We start from the raw sequence: 16,833 nt of genomic DNA, 5'->3' as shown, positions 1-16,833 counted from the left end.
AGGCCTAGCGGCGTCGCTCGCTGATGTGGAAGCCGACGAGGATGTCGCGCTGGATGCCGAACATCTCGCGCTCCTCGTCGGGCTCCGCGTGGTCGAAGCCGAGGAGGTGCAGGAGCCCGTGGGCCGTCAGCAGCAGGAGCTCGTCGAGCACCGAGTGCCCGGCGGCCTCCGCCTGCGTCTGAGCGACCTGCGGGCAGAGCACGATGTCGCCGAGCAGACCGGCCGGGGTCTGCTCGTCCTCGGTGCCGGGGCGCAGCTCGTCCATCGGGAAGCTGAGCACGTCGGTCGGGCCCGGCTCGTCCATCCACTGCACGTGCAGCTGCTCCATGGCGCCCTCGTCGACGAGCACGATCGCCAGCTCGGCGTCCGGGTGCACGTGCATCGTGTCGAGCGCGTAGCCGGCGAGGCGCAGCAGCGCCGCCTCGTCGACGGGGACGCTCGACTCGTTGTTGATCTCGATGCTCACGGGGGCGGTGTTCCTCTTCGTCGGGATGATCGGGTCGGCGGGTCAGCCGCGCGGGCGCTTGGGCTGCGCGTCGCCGGAGGCGCGCGGGGAGCCGGCGCGCCGCTCGGCGCGGTTCGCGAAGTCGCGGGCCTGCTCGCGCTCGTAGTGCTGCGCCTGCTTCTGCTGGTCGTACTCGGTGTAGGCGTCCACGATCCGGCCCACGAGGCTGTGGCGCACCACGTCCTCGCTGGTCAGCCTCGAGAAGTGGATGTCGTCGATGCCGTCGAGCACCCGGGTGACGAGCCGGAGGCCGCTGGCCCCGGTCGGCAGGTCGACCTGCGTGATGTCACCGGTGATGACCATCTTGGAGCCGAAGCCGAGCCGGGTGAGGAACATCTTCATCTGCTCCGGCGTGGTGTTCTGCGCCTCGTCGAGCACGACGAACGAGTTGTTGAGGGTGCGCCCGCGCATGTACGCGAGCGGGGCGACCTCGATGGTGCCCGCGGCGAGCAGCTTGGGGACGATCTCCGGATCCATCATCTCGTTGAGCGCGTCGTAGAGCGGACGGAGGTAGGGGTCGATCTTGTCGGTGAGGGAGCCCGGCAGGTATCCCAGCCGCTCCCCCGCCTCGACGGCCGGACGGGTCAGGATGATCCGCTCGACCTCCTTGCGCTGCAGCGCCTGCACGGCCTTCGCCATCGCCAGGTAGGTCTTGCCGGTTCCGGCCGGGCCGATGCCGAACACGATCGTGCTGTGATCGACGGCGTCGACGTACTCGCGCTGACCGAGGGTCTTGGGGCGGATGCTCTTGCCGCGCGCCGTCAGGATCGCCTGCCCGAACGCCTCCGCCGGGCTGACGGATCCGCCGTTCTGGAGGATGCGAGCGGACTCGCGGACCCCTTCGGGGTCGAGGTCGTGGCCGCCTGCGGTCATGGTCACCAGTTCTTCCACCAGGCGCGCCGCCGCGGAGACGGGAGAGGGCTCGCCCTCGAGCGTCACCTCGTTGCCGCGCACGTGCACCTGGACGTCAGGGAATCGTGTCTCGACCGCCTTGATGAGGCGGTCCTGGGGTCCGAGGAGGCGCACCATGGCGACTCCGTCGACGGCGATGACGCGTCGCGTCGTGCCCAGGGTCGTGCCGGTCGGGGTCGACTCGGCGGGGGTCGGTGCTTCGGGGCTGTCGCCCGCGTGGTCAACCGGTGGCAAGGGAGCCTTCCGTCAGGTGTCCGCCCATCACGTGGGCGTGGACGTGGAACACGGTCTGCCCGGCCGCTTCGCCCGAGTTGAAGACGAGGCGGAACTGCCCGCCGCAGTGGGCGTCGGCCAGGGTCTGCGCGACCTGGACGATCTCGGCGAGCAGGGCCGGGTCGGCGGCGCCGAGCTCGGCGACGGTCGCGTACTCCTGCGTCTTGGGGAAGACCAGCAGGTGGACCGGCGCTTTCGGCGCGATGTCGGTGATGGCGAGAACCCGCTCGTTCTCGAACACCACGTCGGCGGGGATCTCGCCCCGGACGATGCGCGTGAAGACGGTGGGTTCGCTCATGGGTCCATCTTAAACGCCGGGGAGCCGGCGAGGGGGCCCCGTTCGCCCAGGGCGCGCGTCGCGGCTACCAGCGGCCCAGGCGGGCCGAGAGCACGGCGATGGCCGCCGGGCCGGCGGTCGAGGTGCGGAGCACGGTGTCGCCCAGCGCGACGGCCTCGGCGCCCGCCGCCGCGAGCAGCGCCAGTTCCTCCGGAGCGACACCGCCCTCCGGGCCGACCACCAGGACGATGTCGCGGCCGTCGGGCTCGAGGGAGGAGAGACGGACCTCGGCGGACGGCTCGAGCACGAGGACGCGCTCGGTCGCCGCGCGGTCGGCGAGCAGGCGCGTCGAGGCGACGGCCGAGACCTCGGGCACCCGGGCGCGGAGCGACTGCTTGCTCGCCTCGCGCACGATGCTGCGCCAGCGCTCGCGGCCCTTCTCCTCCTTGGGTCCGCTCCAGCGCGAGATCGACCGGGCGGCCTGCCACGGGACGACCTCGTCGATCCCGAGCTCAGTGGCCGCCTGCACGGCCAGCTCGTCCCGGTCGCCCTTCGCGAGCGCCTGGGCGAGCACGAGGCGCGGCGCCGGAGCGGCCGACTCCTCCACCGACTCGACGACCAGGGCGACGCGGGAGGGCTCGGCGCTCTCGACGACGGCCGTCGCCACGAGACCCCGCCCGTCGCCCACCCGGATCGTCTCGCCCGCGCGGATCCGGCTCACCGTCGCGGCGTGACGCGCCTCGGCACCGGTCAGGGCGAGGCGTCCGCCCGCGACGAAGTCGCCGGAGTCGAGGGACTCGTCGATGTAGTGGTGCGCCACCGCCGTGCGCCGATCAGCCGAGGAAGCGGTCGCGGAGCTTCGAGAAGAGGCCCTGCTGGAAGTGGGTGAGCGCGGGCTTCTGCGGCTTGTAGTGCTTCGCGAACTCCTGCACGAGCTCGCGCTCGCGGTGGCCGAGCTTGGTCGGGGTGACGACCTGGATGCCCACGCGCAGATCCCCGCGGCCGTTGCCGCGCAGCTTCGTGACTCCGCGGCCCTTGATCGTGACGATCTCGGTGCTCTGGGTGCCCGGCTTGACCTCGATCTCGATGTCGCCGTCGAGGGCGGCGAGCGTCGTGGTGGACCCGAGGATCGCATCCGTCATCTGCACCTCGAGGGTGCAGAGCAGGTCGTCGCCGTTGCGGCTGAAGACGTCGTGGTGCTTGACCTTGATCTCGAGGTAGAGATCGCCGTTCGGTCCGCCGGCGGGTCCGACCTCGCCGCTGCCCGGCATCTGGAGGCGGAGGCCGGTGTCGACGCCCGCGGGGACGTCGACGGGGATCGTGCGGCGCGCGCGGACGCGGCCCTGGCCCTGGCACGTCGAGCACGGGGTGGCGATGACGGTGCCGTAGCCGCGGCAGGTGCCGCAGGGGCTCGCCGTCATGACGTTGCCCAGGAGCGAGCGGACGGTGCGCTGGATCTGGCCGGAGCCGTGGCAGATGTCGCAGGTGACCGGCGAGGTGCCGGGCTGGCAGCAGGAGCCCTGGCAGGTCTCGCAGAGCACGGCCGTGTCGACCTCGAGATCGCGGTGCGTGCCGAAGATGACCTCGTCGAGCGAGACCTCGACGCGCAGGAGCGCGTCCTGCCCGCGCTCACGGCGGGAGCGCGGCCCGCGGGAGGAGCCCTGGGCGCCCTGGCCGAAGAACGTCTCGAAGATGTCGCCGAAGCCGCCGAAGCCCTGACCGCCGCCGGGGAAGCCCTCCTGGGGCCCGCGGTCGTACTGCTGGCGCTGCTGGGCGTCGCTCAGGACGTCGTAGGCGTGCGTGACGAGCTTGAACCGCTCGGAGGCGTCGGCGCTCGGGTTGACGTCGGGGTGCAGCTCGCGGGCGAGTCGGCGGTACGCCTTCTTGATCTCGTCGGCGGAGGCGTCGCGGGCGACGCCCAGCACTTCGTAGTGATCGGCCACAGGTGGCTTCGTCCTTCGTTCGTGGGTCGGTGCACCGGGTACGGCGGACCGGATGGGAGCCGGGGCGACCGGCGAGTCGGGGAAGTGAAGGGGTCAGTCCTCGCCGAGGAGGCGGGAGAGGTAGCGGGCGACGGCGCGCACCGCGGCGATGTTGCCGGAGTAGTCCATCCTGATCGGTCCGAGGACGCCCAGGCGCGAGACCTGGCCGCCGGCGGTGTTGTAGCCGCTCGTGAGGACCGAGGTCTCCTGCAGGCCGAACGGGGCGTTCTCGCGGCCGATCCGCACCGAGATGCCGCGGGGGTCCGGCACCATCTCGGCGAACAGCCGGAGCAGCTCCACCTGCTCCTCGATCGCCTCCAGCACCGGGTAGATGCTGCCCGAGAAGTCCTCCTCGGTGCGGACGAGGTTGGCGGCGCCGGCCATGACGAGGCGGTCCTGCCGATTCGCGCCGACCTGCTCGAGGAGCGTCTGGAGGATCGGCGCGAGCACGTCGCGGCGCTCCGGCGTGAACCGCTCGGCGGCCGCCTGGAGCGTCTCGGCGGCGGCCTGGAGCCCGAGGCCGATCACGGCCGTGTTGAGCTTGGCGCGGATCTCGCCGAGGAACTCGGCGTCGACGTCGGCCGGGGTCTCGAGGACGCGCTGATCGACCCGGCCGGTGTCGGTGATGAGCACCGAGAGCAGGCGGCGCGGCGCGAGGGCGACGAGCTCCACGTGGCGGATGCGGGCGGCTCCGAACGACGGGTACTGCACGAGCGCGACGCTGTTGGTGAGCTGCGAGAGCAGCCGCACGGTCTTGACCAGCACCTCGTCGAGGTCGGGGCTCTGGCCGAGGAAGGTCTCGATGGCCTGGCGCTGCGCGGCGGTGAGCGGGCGCAGGTCGGTGAGCTGATCGACGAAGAGGCGGTAGCCCTTGTCGGTGGGAACGCGCCCCGAGGAGGTGTGCGGAGCCGCGATCAGCTCCTCCTCCTCGAGCTGCGCCATCTCGTTGCGGATCGTCGCCGCCGAGACGCCGAACGAGTGCCGCTCGACGATCGACTTCGAGCCCACGGGCTCGCGGTGGGCCACGTAGTCCTGCACGATCACGCGCAGGACCTGGAGACCGCGCTCCGTCACCATACGACCGACCTCCCGCCGGGCTCCGGGTGCCTCTCGGCACGAACCACCGCGGCGCCGACGCGCCGCACGGAGCTTGGCACTCCGCAACTTCGAGTGCCAATCATACCCGCGAGCGGGGGAGGGACGGGGGATCGCGCGGGATCGGCGTGGTGAGGAGGGGACTCCTCCTCCGGCGCGGCTGCGCGGCCCGCGCGGTGCGCCACACGACGTGCCACGATGGACGCCGAGCGCACGGGGGTCGCCCGTCGCGATGACGCCCGGAACAGGAGACCTCATGTCGACCACGCCTCCCCCTCCCCCGCCCCCCGCGTACAGCACGCCGGCGCCCCCGCTGAACCCGGCCGACGAGAAGACCTGGGCGATCGTGACCCACGTCCTGGGCATCTTCTTCAGCATCCTGCCGTCGCTGATCGTGTACCTCGTGTTCAAGGGCCGGGGCCCGTTCCTGGAGGCGCACGCGAAGACCGCGCTGAACTTCCACCTGACGACGCTGATCGCCTACGTGGCGGGCACGATCCTGACGTTCGTCCTCGTCGGGTTCATCGTGTTCCTCGTCGTGCCGATCCTCGTGATCGTGTTCGCGATCATCGCCTCGGTGCGCGCGAGCGCGGGCGAGTACTACACGTACCCGCTGAGCATCCCGTTCTTCAAGTAAGGCGGCTGCCGCCGGTCGAGCGGCCCGTTTCCCTGCTGGTCGAGCAGCCGCCGCCGGCGGCGTATCGAGACCCACGTCCTCCGGGAGCGGCGGGTCTCGATACGCCCGCTCCGCGGGCTACTCGACCAGCAGGTGGGGCGACTGGGCCGTTCGTCAGCGGTCCGTCAGCCGCCGCACTTCCGCGTCGGCCGGCAGGAGCCTCGATCAGCCGTCGGTCAGGCGGCGCACCACCGCGTCGGCCAGCAGCCGGCCGCGCAGCGTCAGCACCACGCGGCCCTGCAGAGCCGCCCGGCCGTCGATCAGCCCGTCGGCGATGAGCCCGGCGACCTCGCGCCGGCGCTCCGGGTCGATCGCCTCGACGGGCAGGCCGTCCGAGAGGCGCGAGCGCAGCAGCACGTCCTCGACGCCCCTCGTCGCGGCATCGAGGGTCTCGCGACCGGCGGCAGGACTCGATCCGGCCCGCAGCCGGTCGGCGTACGCCGCCGGATGCTTCACGTTCCACCAGCGCACGCCTCCGACGTGGCTGTGCGCACCCGGTCCGACGCCCCACCAGTCGTGGCCGAGCCAGTAGGACAGGTTGTGGCGCGAGCGGTGGGCGTCGTCGATCGCCCAGTTGCTGACCTCGTACCAGGAGTAGCCGGCGGCCGCGAGGCGCTCGTCCGCCAGCTCGTACATGTCGGCCGTGAGGTCGTCGTCGGGCGTCGCCACCTCGCCGCGGCGGATCTGCCGGGCGAGCTTCGTGCCGTCCTCGACGATCAGCGCGTAGGCCGAGAGGTGGTCGGGGCGGTTCGCGAGAGCGGAGTCGAGCGACCGCTCCCAGTCGGCGAGCGACTCCCCCGGAGTGCCGTAGATGAGGTCGAGGCTGACCTGCAGTCCCGCCTCCCGCGCCCACTCGACCACCAGCGGGACGCGCTCGGGGTCGTGGGTGCGCTCGAGGGTCGCGAGCACGTGCGGCACTGCCGACTGCATCCCGAAGCTGACGCGGGTGAACCCGGCGTCGGCGAGGGCGCGCAAGTACGCGGCGTCGACGGAGTCGGGATTCGCCTCGGTCGTGATCTCGGCGCCGTCGGCGATGCCGAAGCGCGAGCGCAGACCGTCGAGCATGCGGACGAGGTCCTCCGCCGGGAGCAGCGTGGGCGTGCCTCCGCCGAAGAACACCGTCGCGGCGGGCCGCTCGGGCAGTCCCGCACGGCGCAGCACCTCAGCGCCGAGGGTCATCTCGGCGACCGCCTGCTCGGCGTAGTCGGACTGCTTCGCCCCGCGCAGCTCGGTCGCCGTGTAGGTGTTGAAGTCGCAGTAGCCGCAGCGCACCCGGCAGAACGGCACGTGCACGTAGAGGCCGAGGTCGCGCTGCTCGGCGCCGTCGGCGACGGAACCGGGCAGGAGCCCGTCGAGCGGGGCCGGATCGGCCAGTGGGAGGGCGCTGCCCACGTCAGCTGACGCGCGCCGGCAGCAGCGCGCGCAGGTACTTCTTGACCTGCTTCTTCTGCACCGCGCGCAGCACCGGGGAGCCGAGGCGGTAGAGGCGGGTGGAGGGGCGCGAGAAGACGCGGATGACCAGCCAGACGGAGTCGTCGGCGCGCTTCTCGACGACGAACGACTCCTCGCCGCTCTCGGGGTGGCCCTCGAGCGTGCCGTAGGCGAAGCCGACCTGGTCGGGCTCGTCGACGACGTAGACCACGCGCACTGGAGCGTCGAAGGTGCGGCCCAGCAGGTCGACCTTGAGCACCGCGGTGACGCCGGCGGTGATGTAGGGGGTGCCGTCCGGACCGAACCGCTCCTCCGTGGGGCGGCTCGTGAGATCGATCGGAGTCCCGGCGGAGTCGAAGTTGACCCCCGTGTACTGCACGCCGCTGCCGCTCGTGATGTCCTCGACGCGGATGCCGCTGCCGCGCTGCACGCCCCAGGTCATCAGCGACGCCGTCGTGATCGCGAAGCGCTCGTCTCCGGACCCGAGGCGCGCCTCGAAGCGCTCGGCGGTGAAGCCGTCCGGCGGGTACTCGAGGAGATCGGGCGCCAGGGTTCCGCCGACGGCCGCGTAGGTGACCTGCGGCTGCCCCTCGAAGCTCGAGCGCCGGACGCTCACTTCTTGTCCTTGGTCTCGACGTCTCCGGAGAGCGCGGCGATGAACGCCTCCTGCGGCACTTCGACCCGGCCCACCATCTTCATGCGCTTCTTGCCCTCCTTCTGCTTCTCGAGCAGTTTGCGCTTGCGGGTGATGTCACCGCCATAGCACTTGGCCAGGACGTCCTTGCGCATCGCGCTGATGGACTCACGCGCGATGATGCGGGCGCCGATCGCGGCCTGGATGGGGACCTCGAACTGCTGCCGAGGGATGAGCTTGCGCAGGCGCCCCGTCATCAGCACGCCGTAGGCGTAGGCCTTCTCGCGGTGCACGATCGCGCTGAACGCGTCGACCTGCTCGCCCTGGAGCAGGATGTCGACCTTCACGAGGTCGGCCTCCTGGTCGCCCGCCGGCTCGTAGTCGAGCGACGCGTAGCCGGCGGTCTTGGACTTCAGGTTGTCGAAGAAGTCGAAGACGATCTCGCCGAGGGGCATGTGGTACCGGATCTCGACCCGGTCCTCGCCGAGGTACTCCATGCCGATCAGGGTGCCGCGGCGGCTCTGGCAGAGCTCCATGATCGTGCCGACGTAGTCCTTGGGCGCGAGGATCGCGGCCTTCACGATCGGCTCGGTGACCGAGGCGATCTTGCCGCCCGGGAACTCGCTCGGGTTCGTCACGGTGACGGTCTTCTTGTCCTCCGTGATCACCTCGTAGATGACGGAGGGAGCGGTGGTGATGAGGTCGAGGCCGAACTCGCGGTCCAGGCGCTCGGTCACGATCTCGAGGTGGAGGAGGCCCAGGAAGCCGCAGCGGAAGCCGAAGCCCAGCGCGACCGAGGTCTCGGGCTCGTAGACGAGCGCGGCGTCGGACAGCTTGAGCTTGTCGAGCGCCTCGCGGAGGTCGGGGTAGTCGCTGCCGTCGATCGGGTAGAGGCCCGAGAAGACCATCGGCAGCGGCTCGGTGTAGCCCGGCAGCGCCTGCGTCGCGGGCTTGGACGCCGTGGTGACGGTGTCGCCGACCTTCGACTGGCGGACGTCCTTCACTCCAGTGATCAGGTAGCCGACCTCGCCGACGGCGAGACCCTGGGTGGCGACCGGCTCCGGGCTCGAGACGCCGATCTCGAGGATCTCGTGAGTGGCCCGCGTCGACATCATCTGGATCTTCTCGCGCGGCGAGAGCTTGCCGTCGATCATGCGGACGTAGGTGACGACTCCGCGGTAGGCGTCGTAGACCGAGTCGAAGATCATGGCGCGCGCGGGGGCGTCGGCGTCGCCGACGGGCGGCGGGATGAGCTGCGTCACGCGATCGAGCAGGGCCTCGACGCCCATGCCTGTCTTCCCCGAGACGCGGAGCACGTCGTCGGGATCGCCGCCGATGAGGCTCGCGAGCTCCTTCGCGTACTTGTCGGGGTCGGCGGCGGGGAGGTCGATCTTGTTCAGGACCGGGATGATCGTGAGGTCGTTCTCGAGCGCCAGGTAGAGGTTCGCGAGGGTCTGCGCCTCGATGCCCTGCGCGGCGTCGACCAGGAGGATCGCGCCCTCGCACGCGGCGAGCGAGCGGCTGACCTCGTACGAGAAGTCGACGTGACCGGGGGTGTCGATCATGTTGAGGGCGAAGGTCCGGCCCTCGTGCTCCCACGGCATGCGCACGGCCTGCGACTTGATCGTGATGCCGCGCTCGCGCTCGATGTCCATGCGATCGAGGTACTGCGCGCGCATCGCGCGGTCCTCGACCACACCTGTGATGCCGAGCATGCGATCGGCGAGGGTGGACTTGCCGTGATCGATGTGGGCGATGATGCAGAAGTTGCGGATGGACGCCGGATCGGTCGCGGCGGGCTCGAGCCCGAGGTGTGCACGTGGAGACATCGTGGGGCCATTGTCCCACGGTCGGGGTGCGTCGGCGGGCGGAGGGCCTGGAGGGCCGGTGACGTCGGTGCGCGGCGGGTGGGATGCGGTGCAGAACCTCGGCGGAGAAGAGGGATCGGACGCTGTCGGCCGGGACGCCCCCTCCGCGAGCGTGCGCCGCTCTGCGCTACAGGTCGAGGCCGTAGGTGCGCGTCGGCTCGACTCCGGGCGGGTTCTCGCGCTCGGGAAGGCGGACGAAGCCCATGCTCTCGTAGAGAGCGTGCGCGGCGACCATGTCGGTCCCGCTGTTCATCACGACGCGGTCGAGGCCCCGCTCGACCGCGAGCATCACGACGAACTCGGTGAGCAGGCGGCCCAGGCCCCGGCCGCGCGCCTCGGGAGCGACGGCGAGCAGCCGCCAGTCGAGCTCGCCCGGGCGGCCGAGGGAGTAGAGGTTCGTGCTCGGAGCGGCGGTGGTCACCGTCGCGAGGATCCGGCCGTCGGCGTCCTCGGCCACCCACACCTCGCCCTCGCGGTCGTGCCGGGACACGTCCGCGACGTCGGCCGCGTACTCCTCCCCCAGCTCGTAGTCGTGCGCGTACGCGGCCAGACGCAGGCGCGACACCTCGGCGTGCTCGTCCTCGCGCACGCGGCGGACGAGGATCCCGTCCGCGCTCACGGGCGCGCCGGAGCGGGCAGCGTGCGCAGGCCGTGCTCGATGTCGGCGGGGTCCGCCGCGAGGCAGATCCGGATCCAGCCCTCGCCCGTGCGCCCGAACGCGCTGCCCGGGGCGACGGCGACGAGCGTCTCGAGGAGGAACGCCTCGACCCAGGACGCGACGTCGCCACCGGTCGCGTGCGACAGGTCGATCCACAGGTAGAAGGCGCCCTCGGGCTCGCGGTAGCGGATCCCCCGTTCGTCGAGGATCGACGTCGCCAGACGCAGGTTCGACAGGTAGTGCGCGGCGGCGTCGGCCACCGCCTCCTGCGGGCCGGTCAGCGCCGCGAGGGCCGCGCGCTGGTCGGGCGAGGCGACGCAGCTGATCGCCGCTTCCTGCACCGTGACCATGGTCGTCGTCAGGCCGGGAGGGGTGACGAGGTAGCCGACGCGGACGCCGGTCATGGCGTAGGTCTTCGAGAAGGAGAACACGCTGAACACGCGGTCGTCGTCGTGCCCGAGCTCCTGCGCGATGCTCGCGAGGCTGACGTGGGGGCGCCCGTAGGTGAAGTACTCGTAGACCTCGTCGCTGATGATCCACAGGTCGTGCCGGCGGGCGAACTCGAGGAGCCGCTCCAGGACCGGGCGCGGGAAGACGATCCCGAGCGGGTTCGACGGGCTGTTCACGATGATCACCCGGGTGCGGTCGGTGACGATGCGCTCGAGCTCGTCGAGATCGGGGAGGAAGCCGTTCTCGGGACGGAGCGTGTAGGGCACCGGGACGGCCTCGATCATCCGGGCGTTCATGGTGAACGTGGTGTACCCGGGATCGGGCACCAGCACCTCGTCGCCGGTGCGCAGCGTCAGGGTCATCGCCTGGTAGAGCGCCTGAGTGCCGCCGACGGTGAGCCAGACCTGCTCGACATCGGCGCGGATGCCGTTGTCGCGGGCGAGCTTCTCGACGATCGCGCGGCGGAGCTCGGGGAGGCCGCCGTTGGGCCCGTAGTCCGTGTCGTCCGCGGCCCACGCCGCGCGCGCGGCCTCGATGATGTGCGGCGCGGTCGGCACGTCGGGTTCACCGACGCAGAGGAAGGTGACGCCCTCGAGACGGAGGGCGATCTCGAACAGGCGGCGGATGCCGGACGGCGGCACCGCGGGGAGGTGATCGGCGAGACGTGGCATCGCTGATCACCGTACCGCCCGAGGGGCCGACTCGTCGGCGGGCCGCGGTTGAAGCGGGACGACGGGTGCGCTAAAGTTCCTTGTTGGCTTGCGCTCCACCACCGGCACCCCCCGGCGTACGTGGAGTGATCAGAAGCCGGCGACCTCCAGTCGCACCGGGACGGCCCGCGCCGCCCGGAAGGGGCACTCCGACGAGTAGCCGGCTGCACACACGCACATCCGAGAAGAAGGTAATCCACGTGGCAAACATCAAGTCGCAGATCAAGCGCAACCTCACGAACAAGAAGGCGAACGACCGCAACAAGGCCGTCAAGAGCCAGCTCAAGACCGCCGTCCGCTCGGTCCACACCGCCATCGCCGCCGGCGACGCCGCCCAGGCCGCGACCGCCCTCGCGTTCGCCGCCAAGAAGCTCGACAAGGCCGCCAGCAAGGGCGTCATCCACAAGAACCAGGCCGCGAACCGCAAGTCGGCCATCGCGAAGCAGGTCGCTGCGCTGTAATACTGCGCTTCGCTGCAACGACGAAGGGTCCGGCCGATGGCCGGACCCTTCGTCGTTTCCGCTTCGCGGTCGACGGACTCCTCGTTCCTCGTCGTCCGTCGCGCGGTCGGCTCGCGGAGGGGGTCGCGGTGAGAGGAGCGTGGTGCGTTCCGCGTACGGCGATCCGCTGGGACGCGGATCGGCGGTGACGCTGCGGGGCGTGCGGCTGGTCGAGGGGGCTCCCGCTGCGCGGGTCGGGTGGTCCTGCGGGGGCGTGGGGTGATGAGGATGTTCCAGCGGTGCGGCGGTCGCGTGTCGACGAGACCTGCACCCTCGCTGGTCGAGTAGGCCCGCAGGGGCGGATCGGGCCCTCCACCCTTGCTGGTCGTGCAGGCCCTCAAGGGCGTGTCGAGACCTCACCCTTGCTGGTCGAGTAGCCCCGCAGGGGCGTATCGAGACCCGGCGACTCCGGGAGTGCGGGGATCTCGAGACGTCCGGTGCGCGGACTACTGGATCAGCAGAGAGGCGCGAGCGGGAGCGCCGCTCGCGGGGAGGGCAACGAGGGATGGGCGCACCGCTCGCGGACGGAGCAGCGCGCCCCTGAGCCTCCGCCTCCGTACCCGGTGGTCGAGTAGCCCCGCAGGGGCGTACCGAGACCCAGAGACCCAGAGACCCAGAGACCCCAGCCCCCCGAGCCCCCAGCCCCCCTCCTCAGGGGTGCAGCCCGCGGGCGGAGATGACGGAGACCATGCGCTCGAGGGCGTAGACGGGGTCGCGGCCGCCGCCCTTGACGTTCGCGTCGGCGTCGGCGACGGTCTCGATCGCGGTGCCCAGGCCGTCGCCGGTCCAGCCCTGGAGGTCGCGGCGCGCTCGGTCGACCTGCCAGGGGGCGAGGCCCAGGCGCGAGGCGATCTGGCCGGAGCCCTCGCGGGAACCGGCGACCTTCGCCATCGTGCGGAGCTTGCTGGCGAACGCGGCGACGATCGGCACCGGGTCGGCGCCGGACGCGAGCGCGTGCCGGAGGCCCAGCAGCGCCTCCCCGTGGCGGCCGGCGATCGCGGAGTCGGCGACGGTGAACGCGGTCGTCTCGACCCGGCCGCCGTAGTACTTCGCGACGGTCGCCTCGGTGATCTCTCCCGAGGCGTCCGAGATGAGCTGCTGGCAGGCGGACGCGAGCTCGTCGAGGTCGTCCGAGAACGCCGACACCAGGGCACGGACGGCACCGGTCGTCGCGGTGCGGCCGGCGGTGCGGAACTCGGCGACGGCGAAGTCGACCTTGTCGCTCTCGCGCTTGAGCTCGGCGCAGACGATCTCGATGCCGCCTCCACTGCCCGAGCGGATGGCGTCGAGGAGCTTCTTGCCGCGGTTGCCGCCGCCGTGCCGCAGCACCACGGTCGCTCCGTCGGCGGGCGCCGCGAGGTACTCGACGGCCTCGATGAGGAACGCGTCGGTGCACTTCTCGACGTTCGAGACGCGGATGAGGCGCGGCTCGTCGAACAGGGACGGGCTCGCGAGCGTCAGCAGCTCGCCGGGCGCGTAGCCGCCGGCGTCGATGTCGCTGACCTCGAGGCTGGGATCCTCGGCGCGGAGGAACTCGCGGAGGAACCGCAGGGCGCGATCGGCGAGGAACTGCTCGGGGCCGGTGATCAGCACCACGGGAGCGGGCCGCGTCTCGTTCCACGCGAGCTGCGGGATCGCCGCCTTCGAGGGCGCCGCCTTCGCGCGCGAGGGGGCTCTGCCTGCCATGCCGTCGTCCTTCCGTCCTGCGATCGCCGTCGCCCGCCCGTTCGAGCGCCATCCACCCTACGGTCTGCCCGTGCCCGCCCGCGGCCGCCGGGACCGCCGCTGCGCCGCTCGCCCACACCGCGATCCCGTCCGGCCGCGACGCCAGGACGACCGTACCCTCGACATCCGACCTCAGCGCCTCGACCCCGCGCTCGGCGAGGAGCGAGAGCAGTGACGGAGCGGGATGCCCGTAGTCGTTGTCCGCTCCGACCGAGACCAGACCGAGGCGCGCGGCGAGGGCGTCGTACAGCGCGGGCGCCTGGTCGGACGATCCGTGGTGGGCGACCTTGACCACGTCCACCTGCTCCGGCGCCAGGCGCGCGAGCCGGCCCTGCTCCTCCGCCCCCAGATCGCCCAGGAGCGCGATCGACAGCGCGCCGCCGATCGAGTCCGGTCGGATGTCGACGCGCACGGTGACGCTCGCGGCGTTGCCGCTCAGCGCACTCCCCTGCTCGGGCCACAGCACGCGCCAGCGGAGGGACCCGAGCGCTCCCTCCTCGCCCCGTGCCGTCTCGCGCACCTCCGCCCCTCCCTCCCGGAGCGCCCGCCGGTCGCGCTCGTCCTCGGGCTCGACGGCGGGGCCGACGAGCGCGGCATCCACCCGACCGACCACCGCCTCCAGCCCTCCCACGTGGTCGAGGTCGTAGTGGGTCAGCACGAGCAGCGCGACGCGCTCGACGCCGAGCAGGTCGAGGCAGGCGTCGAGCCGCTCCGGCAGCGGGCCGGCGTCCACGAGCAGCACGCCCGCGTCCCCCCGGAGCAGGATCGCGTCGCCCTGACCCACGTCGCACATGGCCACGCGCCAGTCCTCGGGCACCGACGCGGAGCGCAGGAGTGGCGTGGCGAGAGTGGAGGCCGCTCCGGCGACGAGCAGAGCGGCCAGACCGGCGGCGATCACCCGTCGTGCCGCCGCCCACCGGCGCGAGCGCGTCAGCAGGAGCAGCGCCAGCACGGTCAGCACGGTCAGCGCGAGCACCCCGACGAGCCCCGGCCACCAGGCGAGCCGCGGTGACGGCCAGCCCGACACGGCGCGGGCGATCGACGCGATCCACCAGGTGGGCACCGCGGCCAGGCGGATCGCGACGTCGGCCGCGGACGGCCACCACGGCGCGAGCAGGCAGCCGACCAGCCCGAGCCCGGTGGCGAGCGGAGCGGCGGGCTCGGCGAGCAGGTTCGCGAGGATCCCGTATACGGGGACGGACGGGTCGACGAGCAGCACGACGGGCTGGCAGGCGAGCTGCGCGGCCGTCGGCACGGCGAGGACGAGGGCGAGGGGACGGGGCAGGATCTCGGCGAGCCGGCGCATCAGGGGCTCGGCGAGCAGCAGCAGACCGGCCGTGGCGAGGACGGACAGCACGAAGCCGAGCTTCCCCGCGATGCTCGGATCGGCCACCACGAGCACGACGACGCTCAGCAGCAGCGCCGGCACGGCCGCTCCCGATCGCCGACTCAGGCGGGCCAGGAGGACCACGGTCGCCATCGCCGCGGCGCGCACCACACTCGGCTCCGGCGTGACGAGGACCACGAAGGCGGCGAGCGCGGCGAGGGCCGCGAGCGTCCGGAGCAGCCGGCTCGCTCCGAGGAGGGAGGCGAGCGTCCAGCCCGAGACGACGACCACGGCGCAGTTCGCGCCGGACACGGCCGTGAGGTGGGTGAGCGACGCGGTCCGCATGTCCTCCTCGAGATCGGCCGGCAGGGCGGTCGTGTCGCCGGTCGCGAGCCCGGGCAGCAGCCCGGCGACGTCTCCGCCGAGCACCGCGGTGCGGGCGAGGAAGCGGGACCGCAGGACCTCGGCGGCACCGGCGACTCCCGCAGGCGGTCGCCTGCCCAGGACCGCCGACGCGGTGACGAGGGTGCGCTGCGCCACAGGATCGTCCCCTCCGCCGTCCGCCCTCACCTCGAGCAGCAGCTCGGAGCCGACGGGGACCCGTCCGCCGGGATCGGCCAGGAACACGCGCACGGGTGCGGCGGTCGCAGCGCCTCGGACCGAGAGCGCGACCGCGTCGAACCAGACGCCGCCGGTGGCGAGAGGCCGGGCCGCTGTCTCGACCCCGACCTCCAACTCGATCCGCGTCCGCTCCTCGGCCGCCCGCACGAGCGGCTCCGGATGCCGTCCCGGAGCCGAGAGGACGACCGCGGTGACCGCCAGGGCGGCTCCGGCGAGCGAGACGGCGACGACCGCGAGGACCGCTCTGCGCGTCCGCGCCGCCACGAGCAGCCCGACGACCACGAGTACCCAGGCCGTCGTGACGATCCCCGCGCCGCTGCCGAGGACGACGGAGATCGGCAGCAGTCCGCACGAGGCCGAGGCCGTCCACGTCGCGAGGGCGATCGGCGCGAGCCGGAGGTCGGCCGCCCTCACGGCCCCACCTGGTCGCGGAAGGCCTCGAGGGTCTTCTCGCCGATCCCCGGAACCTCGAGCAGCTGATCGACGGAGCTGAAGGGCCCGTTGGCCTCGCGGTAGGCGACGATCTTCGCCGCGGTCGCGGGCCCCACCTCCGGCAGCTCCTCGAGCTGCGCGGCTGTGGCGGTGCTGAGACTGACCGGGCCGGAGGCGGCCGCCGCTCCCGGCGCGGCACCCGCCGCCGGAACCGCGCCGACCGCGGGCACCAGCAGCTGCTCCCCGTCGACCACGCGGCGCGCGAGGTTGACGGCGTCCGGATCGGCCGACTCCGTCGCCCCGCCCGCTGCCGCGAGAGCGTCCGCGACCCGCGCACCGTCCGTCAGCAGGTAGAGCCCGGGCGACGCGACCTCTCCCGCGACGTGCACGTAGAGCGTCGACGACGCCGCGGAGGAGGGCGCTGCGGACGGTGCTCCGCTCTGCGCCGCGGAGACCGCCGGCAGCACTCTCGTCCGACCGCTCGCCTGCGCCCCGGCGAGCAGCACGGCGATCACCGCCGCGGCGAGCACCAGCACGACGGCGACCCCCGTCCCGATCCGCCAGCGGGCCCGGGGCCGCCGCGGGCGCAGGAGGAGCGCCAGTTCCTCCGTCCCGTCGCTCTGCTGCATCCGAGAACGCTAGGAGCGCAGCGACCGGCCGAGCGGACCGGCAGCACTCATCCGTGGACGACGCAAGGGCCCCTCCGATGTGGAGGAGCCCCTGCGGCCGGACGCGGACTCGCGCCCTCGAGACGGAG

15 protein-coding genes and 1 pseudogene are annotated in these 16,833 nt (G+C 72.4%); 2 read left to right on the top strand and 14 right to left on the bottom strand.

Going from position 1 to position 16,833, the window contains the following annotated elements; genetic code table 11:
* Positions 1 to 4 precede the first annotated feature (4 nt).
* The 6 genes from ybeY to hrcA all read right to left on the bottom strand — a co-directional run bounded on the left by ybeY (position 5) and on the right by hrcA (position 5,026).
* Positions 5 to 466, bottom strand: a complete 462-nt coding sequence (ybeY, locus tag AC0CID_RS02320; protein WP_207402452.1) for an rRNA maturation RNase YbeY — start codon at positions 464 to 466, stop codon at positions 5 to 7.
* A gap of 42 nt (positions 467 to 508) precedes the next feature.
* Complete coding sequence (locus AC0CID_RS02315; protein WP_465228032.1) at positions 509 to 1,534, bottom strand: PhoH family protein; 1,026 nt, start codon at positions 1,532 to 1,534, stop codon at positions 509 to 511.
* Positions 1,535 to 1,637: 103 nt separating this feature from the next.
* Positions 1,638 to 1,988 (bottom strand): HIT domain-containing protein, encoded by a 351-nt coding sequence (locus tag AC0CID_RS02310; RefSeq protein ID WP_207402453.1) that lies wholly within the window; start codon positions 1,986 to 1,988, stop codon positions 1,638 to 1,640.
* Between the two features lie 64 nt (positions 1,989 to 2,052).
* Positions 2,053 to 2,787, bottom strand: a complete 735-nt coding sequence (locus tag AC0CID_RS02305; protein WP_465225653.1) for a 16S rRNA (uracil(1498)-N(3))-methyltransferase — start codon at positions 2,785 to 2,787, stop codon at positions 2,053 to 2,055.
* 13 nt (positions 2,788 to 2,800) lie between these two features.
* Positions 2,801 to 3,910: a molecular chaperone DnaJ gene (dnaJ, locus tag AC0CID_RS02300; RefSeq protein ID WP_207402455.1), complete on the bottom strand. Its 1,110-nt coding sequence runs from the start codon at positions 3,908 to 3,910 to the stop codon at positions 2,801 to 2,803.
* 93 nt (positions 3,911 to 4,003) lie between these two features.
* Complete coding sequence (gene hrcA, locus AC0CID_RS02295; protein WP_465225652.1) at positions 4,004 to 5,026, bottom strand: heat-inducible transcriptional repressor HrcA; 1,023 nt, start codon at positions 5,024 to 5,026, stop codon at positions 4,004 to 4,006.
* Positions 5,027 to 5,300: 274 nt separating this feature from the next.
* On the opposite strand from hrcA, the gene AC0CID_RS02290 reads away from it, so the two are divergent.
* The gene (locus tag AC0CID_RS02290) at positions 5,301 to 5,681 is read left to right on the top strand and encodes a DUF4870 domain-containing protein (RefSeq protein WP_465225651.1); all 381 of its coding nucleotides are present in this window, start codon (positions 5,301 to 5,303) and stop codon (positions 5,679 to 5,681) included.
* A 204-nt stretch (positions 5,682 to 5,885) separates the two neighbouring features.
* On the opposite strand, the gene hemW is transcribed toward AC0CID_RS02290, so the two are convergent.
* From hemW to AC0CID_RS02265, 5 genes are all read right to left on the bottom strand, one after another.
* The gene (gene hemW, locus AC0CID_RS02285) at positions 5,886 to 7,112 is read right to left on the bottom strand and encodes a radical SAM family heme chaperone HemW (RefSeq protein ID WP_465225650.1); all 1,227 of its coding nucleotides are present in this window, start codon (positions 7,110 to 7,112) and stop codon (positions 5,886 to 5,888) included.
* A 1-nt stretch (position 7,113) separates the two neighbouring features.
* The gene (locus tag AC0CID_RS02280; RefSeq protein ID WP_465225649.1) at positions 7,114 to 7,767 is read right to left on the bottom strand and encodes a DUF1990 family protein; all 654 of its coding nucleotides are present in this window, start codon (positions 7,765 to 7,767) and stop codon (positions 7,114 to 7,116) included.
* Positions 7,764 to 9,614 carry a translation elongation factor 4 gene (gene lepA, locus AC0CID_RS02275; RefSeq protein ID WP_465225648.1) on the bottom strand — a complete coding sequence of 617 codons (1,851 nt, stop codon included), beginning with the start codon at positions 9,612 to 9,614 and terminating at the stop codon, positions 7,764 to 7,766. Before lepA ends, AC0CID_RS02280 begins: the two co-directional genes overlap by 4 nt.
* A gap of 166 nt (positions 9,615 to 9,780) precedes the next feature.
* Positions 9,781 to 10,272, bottom strand: a complete 492-nt coding sequence (locus AC0CID_RS02270; protein WP_207402460.1) for a GNAT family N-acetyltransferase — start codon at positions 10,270 to 10,272, stop codon at positions 9,781 to 9,783.
* Positions 10,269 to 11,432 (bottom strand): pyridoxal phosphate-dependent aminotransferase, encoded by a 1,164-nt coding sequence (locus AC0CID_RS02265; RefSeq protein WP_207402461.1) that lies wholly within the window; start codon positions 11,430 to 11,432, stop codon positions 10,269 to 10,271. The genes AC0CID_RS02270 and AC0CID_RS02265 overlap by 4 nt, the downstream gene beginning before the upstream one ends.
* A gap of 239 nt (positions 11,433 to 11,671) precedes the next feature.
* On the opposite strand from AC0CID_RS02265, the gene rpsT reads away from it, so the two are divergent.
* Complete coding sequence (gene rpsT / locus AC0CID_RS02260) at positions 11,672 to 11,932, top strand: 30S ribosomal protein S20 (protein WP_207402462.1); 261 nt, start codon at positions 11,672 to 11,674, stop codon at positions 11,930 to 11,932.
* Positions 11,933 to 12,622: 690 nt separating this feature from the next.
* On the opposite strand, the gene holA is transcribed toward rpsT, so the two are convergent.
* The 3 genes and pseudogenes from holA to AC0CID_RS02245 form a co-directional block, all read right to left on the bottom strand.
* Positions 12,623 to 13,657: a DNA polymerase III subunit delta gene (gene holA / locus AC0CID_RS02255; protein WP_465225647.1), complete on the bottom strand. Its 1,035-nt coding sequence runs from the start codon at positions 13,655 to 13,657 to the stop codon at positions 12,623 to 12,625.
* Positions 13,658 to 14,291: 634 nt separating this feature from the next.
* Positions 14,292 to 15,368, bottom strand: a pseudogene (locus tag AC0CID_RS02250) (ComEC/Rec2 family competence protein); the annotation flags it as partial.
* 686 nt (positions 15,369 to 16,054) lie between these two features.
* On the bottom strand, positions 16,055 to 16,705 hold the full coding sequence (locus tag AC0CID_RS02245) for a ComEA family DNA-binding protein (protein ID WP_465225646.1): 651 nt from the start codon (positions 16,703 to 16,705) through the stop codon (positions 16,055 to 16,057).
* Between the last annotated feature and the right edge of the window lie 128 nt (positions 16,706 to 16,833).

Source organism: Rathayibacter sp. AC451 (genome assembly GCF_979253095.1).
This window is presented reverse-complemented; position numbering and strand designations above follow the sequence as displayed.